The 5,658-nt window shown below is 70.1% G+C and carries 6 protein-coding genes; 3 read left to right on the top strand and 3 right to left on the bottom strand.

The genetic code is table 11. From position 1 onward, the window contains the following. Nucleotides 1–125 precede the first annotated feature (125 nt). Both GXP76_RS33535 and GXP76_RS33530 read right to left on the bottom strand, forming a co-directional pair. A complete protein-coding gene (locus tag GXP76_RS33535; protein ID WP_242575397.1) occupies nt 126–662 on the bottom strand; it encodes a DUF6328 family protein in 537 nt (178 codons plus the stop codon). Nucleotides 663–985: 323 nt separating this feature from the next. Beyond that, nucleotides 986–2,083, bottom strand: coding sequence for a hypothetical protein (locus GXP76_RS33530; protein WP_242575396.1), 1,098 nt, complete (start codon nt 2,081–2,083; stop codon nt 986–988). Nucleotides 2,084–2,343: 260 nt separating this feature from the next. Here GXP76_RS33530 and GXP76_RS33525 point away from each other — a divergent pair, with 260 nt between their 5' ends. Both GXP76_RS33525 and GXP76_RS33520 read left to right on the top strand, forming a co-directional pair. After that, nucleotides 2,344–2,799: a lamin tail domain-containing protein gene (locus GXP76_RS33525; RefSeq protein WP_242575395.1), complete on the top strand. Its 456-nt coding sequence runs from the start codon at nt 2,344–2,346 to the stop codon at nt 2,797–2,799. A gap of 181 nt (nt 2,800–2,980) precedes the next feature. Then, on the top strand, nt 2,981–3,907 hold the full coding sequence (locus tag GXP76_RS33520; protein ID WP_242575394.1) for a hypothetical protein: 927 nt from the start codon (nt 2,981–2,983) through the stop codon (nt 3,905–3,907). 60 nt (nt 3,908–3,967) lie between these two features. Here GXP76_RS33520 and GXP76_RS33515 read toward each other — a convergent pair whose 3' ends face one another. Then, complete coding sequence (locus GXP76_RS33515) at nt 3,968–4,939, bottom strand: bifunctional DNA primase/polymerase (protein WP_242575393.1); 972 nt, start codon at nt 4,937–4,939, stop codon at nt 3,968–3,970. A gap of 330 nt (nt 4,940–5,269) precedes the next feature. Between GXP76_RS33515 and GXP76_RS33510 the strand changes: the two genes are divergently transcribed. Next, nucleotides 5,270–5,575 (top strand): hypothetical protein, encoded by a 306-nt coding sequence (locus tag GXP76_RS33510; protein WP_242575392.1) that lies wholly within the window; start codon nt 5,270–5,272, stop codon nt 5,573–5,575. Nucleotides 5,576–5,658 lie beyond the last annotated feature (83 nt).

Here is a 5,658-nt window from a genome sequence, read left to right as displayed (position 1 = left end):
CGACCACCTCCGCCACGACACCACCCGGTGAGCCGATGGCGACGTTCATGCTCGGAGAGGTCCGACCAGACCGGCGCGGGGTCCGGCGAGCGCTGTTTCGACGATCTCGCCGGCGGCGTCGGCGCTCAGTCGTCTTCCACAGGGTTGCCCCGATGCCGTGCCCAGAGCGGGACCACGAACCAGCAGAGCAGGAACCAGACCGCCATCGCGCCGACCAGCGAGGCGGCCCAGGCGTCCTGGACCGCCAGTCGAAGCACCAGGAGCAGCGATGACGTCATGGTGCACAGCAGGAGGACGAGTCCGAGCACGGTCAGACGGGAGGCCAGGAGCACCGTCTCCGGCTTGAGCCGCCGGCCGGTGAGAAGGCGATGCAGTGCGACCGGGCCCACCAGGGCCCCGACGGTGGCAGCGCCCAGGACCACGGTCACGGTGTAGATGTGCCGGTCGGTGTCCGAGAGGTCGGTGAATCGCTGCTGGAAGACGACGGTGAGCAGGAATCCGAAAAGGATCTGAACCCCTGTCTGGGCGACTCTCAGCTCTTGGAGCAGATCGCCCCAGCGCCGGTCGGCGCGCTCTTCCGGGGTCTCGTCGCCGCGCCCGCGATCGTGTGCGCCGGTGCGCCCTCGCCCCGTAGGGCCGGCGTCGCCCTCGTGATCACGCATGCTGTTCGCCTCCCCGGCGCGGTCGGGTCCGGTAGTGCTCCGCGCCCATGACGAAGGATGCGGTCGGCAGAGCACACCGCGCGGGAGCCGCGCCGGACGGCCTTGTGAGCCCCCTTCTTCCGCAGAGGTGAGCGGAGTCGGTACCGGTCGCCGGCGGGCGGTCCGGCCCGTGGGCCGGCAGCCTTTCTCACCGGACCGTCACCGCCGCAGCGGCCCCCGCGCCAGGACAGTCGTCCCCGTACCGCCGCGACAGAACCCGCGGTCTCCTTCGGCCGAGTCGCCGTATGCGGCTGTCCGACGGTGAGTGCCCACGTTGCTGGTGATCAACTCGGCGCACAGCTCGCGGAGTTCGACGGTGCGGTGCCCGGGGACGGCGGGCCGAGCGTGCCCAGGAGCCAGGGCATGTTCGTCCTGGCCGTGACGACCAGCACCGGCGTGCCCTTGTCCTCGCACTCCAGCACCACGGCCTTTGCGCCGTAGTTGTGGTGGTCCGGGTCCCTCCAGTACGGCGGGCGGACGCGGACCGGGGACAGGGTGTCGGGGATTCGGCGGCGGAACGCAGCGCCCGTCGGGTCGGGGGTCGAAAAGAGGGAAGTGGGGCCGGCCACCAGGAACGCCTGGGTCGCGTAGGGGACTTCGCCCACGATCCGGGCGGCGAAGATCCGTTCCTCCGTCGGTACGGACGGGGTCATCGCGATGGTGTCGTCGCCCCGCTGGCGCCGTCTCACGATCAGGGCGGCCACCGAGCAGACCGCGAGGACCGCCAGTGAGCACAGGCCGAGGAGCCGGAGCGCCGATCCGAAGCTGTCGGTGGCCCAGGGCGCTCCCGCCCCGGGCAGGGTGAGGAGCACCGCGCCCGTGATCGGGACGCCGACCTGCCACGGGTCCGCCCGGAGCGTCGACCGGGAGTGGCGTGCCCACCAGTACGAGACCCACAGGATGCCCGCGCCGAAGACGCCGATCGCGAGGCCGAAGGAGGCGAAGGGGCGGTAGCCGCCGCGTGGGTCCGCCGTCGTGTGGCGGCGTGCGGAGTCGAAGTCGACGTACCGGATCTGCCCCCGCCAGTACGTGACCTCGACGCGCGTCCCCGTCGAGGCGGCCGGGGGGTCGGACGGGCTGCCCCAGAGACGGGGGCTGCTGGTCGTGCCGTCCGCCTCGGTGACGTACAGGAAGTACGACGCCGTCTTCTTACCCTCCACCCGCTCGGTCCGGTCGATCCGCGCCTCGGTCGTCCGCAGGCAGTCGTCGCCCGAGTCGCAGCTCACCGCCGCCCTGAAGGCGCGTTCGTCGTCGAGCGCCCCGCGCACGTTGACCAGCAGCAGCCACGCCGCCACCAGCGCGCACAGGGAGCCCAGCACCGCCGCGCGGCGCATCGTCGCGCGGTTCCGCGGGTGGGGTGCGTCGGTCTTCTCGGGTGTCACCCGCGCATTGTGGGACGACGGGAGTGGGAAGCGACATGGGTGAGGTATGCACCTATGAGGCGCCGCTCGTTGCCGGGGACCGGCAAGACGCCCGCCGGGCAGGAATCGGACGAAAACTGCCTCACTGTACGGGAGTCGGCGACGCTACCGGCTGGTATGTCCTTTTTTCGGAAAAGGCGATCAGTTGCGGGTGCTTGGTCATAATCTGGCCGCCTGCCGGGCCCTTTGGGGGGTGCCCGGCCTCGATCAGAAGGACGCACATGCGCTATTCCCGCACGCTCTCCACCGTCGCCGCGACCGCCGCGGTGGTCGCCGGAACGGTTCTGTTGCCGTCGCAGGCGCAGGCCGCCGGGTCGGTACACCTGTACAAGATCTACTACGACAGCCCCGGCACGGACAACCGCTCCAACACCAGCCTCAACGGCGAGTACGTGCAGATCCGCAACACCACCACCAGGGCGGTCAGCCTGACGGGGTGGTCGGTCGTCGACGGGTCGAACCACAAGTACACGTTCGGCAGTTACTCCCTCGCGCGGGGCAAGACGGTGACCGTGCGCACGGGCAGGGGTACGAACACCACCGCCAACCGCTACCAGGGGCGCGCCGCGTACGTGTGGAACAACGACCGCGACAAGGCCACGCTCAAGAAGTCCAACGGAGCCACGGTGGACACCTGCTCGTACAACTCGACCCGGGTCGACTACAAGATGTGCTGATCCGGCACGCGTCGGCGTTCGCCTCCTGAAGAGGGCGGGCGCCGGCGCCCGCCCTCCCGGGCCCCGGGCCCGGTCATCGATCCTCCACAACTCGACGCACAACCAGGCCTGGAATTCCGGTGTCTAGCAGGTGACCAGTGGGACACGCTGTCCCGCTTCTGTACGTTCGAGGAGACTCACCGTGCGCCAGCACAAGCGCCTTGCGCGCCTGACTTCGACAACGGTGGCCGCGGTCGCGGTCGCCGCCGCCCTCCCGCTCGCCCTCGCCCCCGGCGCGTACGCGGACGAGCCCGTCGCGCCCGATCTGTCCGTGTCCGAGCTGTCGGGGAATCAGCTCAGGCCCGGCGAGGTCCGCGACGACTCCGTCACGCTCACCAACAACGGCACCGCCGCCACCGACGGTGTCACCTTCCGGCTGCGGCTCACCCGCGGACTGGCCTTCACCCAGCCCGTCGACGGCTGTACGTACTCGACGGTCGGGGACAAGGTCAGGCAGGCCGTGTGCGAGCTGGACGTCGGCATCGCGCCGGGCGAGAGCTACACGGTGCCGGTGAGGTTCAAGGTGCTGAAGAAGGCGCTGATGGAGGTCGTCGAGTACGGCACGAGCCGCACCGGTGAGGACCCGGGGGAGGGTTACGACGAGGCCCACCGCCGCCTCGCGCTGGACACCGACAACTCGGCCGACCTCGTCGCCACGGGGGACAAGGCCAAGGGGAAGCCCGGCGGTGAGGTCGTCGTCACGCCGTCGATCCGCAACGACGGACCGGGCTGGATCCAGAACAACGAGAGCGACGACCACCCGGCGCTCCTCGTGAACATCCCCAAGGGCACGAAGGCCGTCGAAGTCCCCGAGGAGTGCAGGCCGTTCGGGATCGACGGACCGACCGGACCTTCGGAGCCGGGGCACCCGAAGTACGTCTGCCAGGAGGACGACTACACCCTGGAGGTCGGTGAGACCGAGGCGTTCGCCTTCGTCCTGAGGATCGACAAGGGGCGGAAGGCGGACACGTCCGGCCAGGTCAAGGCCACCTCCAACTACGACATCGAGCCCGTCTACGACACCAACAAGGTCAACAACACGGCCACGTTGAGCATCGGCGTGCAGTAAGAGCGGAAGGCGGAGGGGCGTTCACCGGCACCACGCCGGTGAACGCCCCTTCCTGCGTACCTATGCCGGCCCCGCCGTCAGGCGTGACGCCGACGCGATCGTCGCGCGCGCCTCGCGTTCCGTGAGGCCCGTCCGTACGGCGGCGTCGACGAGCGTCTCCGCGAGGGAGTCGCCGAAGCCGTGCTCGTACGCCCGGCAGGCCGCCCAGAACAGGCGGGTGTTGCGCTGGCCCGCGTGCGCGGCGAGTACGAACTGGACGAGTCCGTGCCCCTGCGCCGGACGGCCGCCCCGGTGTCCTCCGGGGCCTGCGTGGCGCCCGCGCTCGGGGGGCGTGAGCAGGCGTAGCAGCGCGCGCGGGCAGGGCGCCGGGGTGAGCCCGGCGGAGCCGGGGGCGAGGCGGTACGCGCCCCGGGCGGTGACGGAGCCGGGACCGACGAGATAGCCGCCCGCGCCCCGCACATCGATGCCCGGTGCCAGGCGGCCCGCCGAGTTGGGGACGGTGATCCTGGCCGGACCCGACAGCCAGATGTGCCGGCCGCCGCTCGGGGTGAGTACGACCACGGTCTCCGGCAGCGTGAACAGGTGCTGGAAGGCGAGCTGCTGGAGTGCGGCGACCGAGTCCGGGGTCGGGTCCTGCGCGCCGTTCGAGCCGCCCGCATGGCCGTCCGTCGAGCCCGAGCCCGTGGCCGTGGCCGTCGTCGGCGTCACGTCCAGATCGACGCCGATCAGATGGTGCGGCGCCCGTCCGCAGGCGATGCCGTAACCCGTCGCCCAGGGCGCGGCGGCGAACAGCGCCCGTACGGCGTCGGGGTCGGTCGTCGCGTCGTACACGCCGTGGCCCAGGAGGCCGCACTCGCCACGACAGACGCCGGTCCCGCCGGTCGTGCCGCCGGAACCGGGCTCGTTGCGGTGTGGTGAGCGCAGGGCGGGGAGCTTGCTGGGGGACAGCGGGATGACGGGGAACCCGCTCTCGGCGGCGGAGAGGGCGTAATCGAGGGCCAGGTTGGTCGTGTGCCGGGCTGTGATGGCCATGGATCCATGTTCGCACTGATGTTCGAAGAACGGGAGTGGGAAAGATTGGCCGAAAGCATGCCGAAACGCTTCACCCCTTGCGGGAGACGGATCGTGGTGCGGCCCGTACGGGTCGATAGCGGCCGAACTGGCCTGTTGATGTCAGGAAGGGGGTTTATCGACTTGTCCTCACGCTTGCGAGGGAATAACCCCGTCAGGCCTGGTTCGCCGGGGATTCGGTGGGCAATTCTTGATCCGCGACGTCGAGCACAACGTCGGGGCGGTCGGCCAACTGTCCGGACAAGAGCCGTACTTCTCGTTCATGAAGATCTCGTTCCTGGAGGAACTGACATGGCAAGCTTCCGTACCGCCCGCGTCTTCGCCGCCGTCGCCGCCCTGCCCCTCGCCGCGGCCCTCTTCACGACTTCGGCGTCGGCCGACGACTTCGCGGACGACGGATCGAACGCCAGCGTGGCCACGATCGTCGGCAGTGGCGTCGGTGACGACAACTCCGGCAATTCGACCACCACTCAGCAGGTTGCGACGGGTGCCGGTGCGTCCAACCAGAACAACACCGCCAATGTGAACGGTTCCGGCTTCACGGTGATCGACCAGGACAACGAGAATGTCGCGGTGAACTTCGTCAATCTCTGGTGATACGCGGCCCGACGGGGGATTTGGCTGAGGGGTGAGGGACGGTCCGCTCGACGGCACTTCGGTGGCGGCGCGCGGACCGTCCT

The organism is Streptomyces sp. NP-1717 (genome assembly GCF_022695985.1).
Taxonomy (GTDB): Bacteria; Actinomycetota; Actinomycetes; order Streptomycetales; family Streptomycetaceae; genus Streptomyces.
Note: the sequence above shows the minus strand (reverse complement) of the source record. Positions and strands in the feature narration are given on the sequence as shown.

Excerpts from the sequence above, each read along its gene's own strand:
- GXP76_RS33535 (WP_242575397.1), bottom strand. The coding sequence starts at position 662 with ATGCGTGATCACGAGGGCGACGCCGGCCCTACGGGGCGAGGGCGCACC.
- GXP76_RS33525 (WP_242575395.1), top strand. The coding sequence starts at position 2,344 with ATGCGCTATTCCCGCACGCTCTCCACCGTCGCCGCGACCGCCGCGGTG.
- GXP76_RS33515 (WP_242575393.1), bottom strand. The coding sequence starts at position 4,939 with ATGGCCATCACAGCCCGGCACACGACCAACCTGGCCCTCGATTACGCC.
- GXP76_RS33510 (WP_242575392.1), top strand. The coding sequence starts at position 5,270 with ATGGCAAGCTTCCGTACCGCCCGCGTCTTCGCCGCCGTCGCCGCCCTG.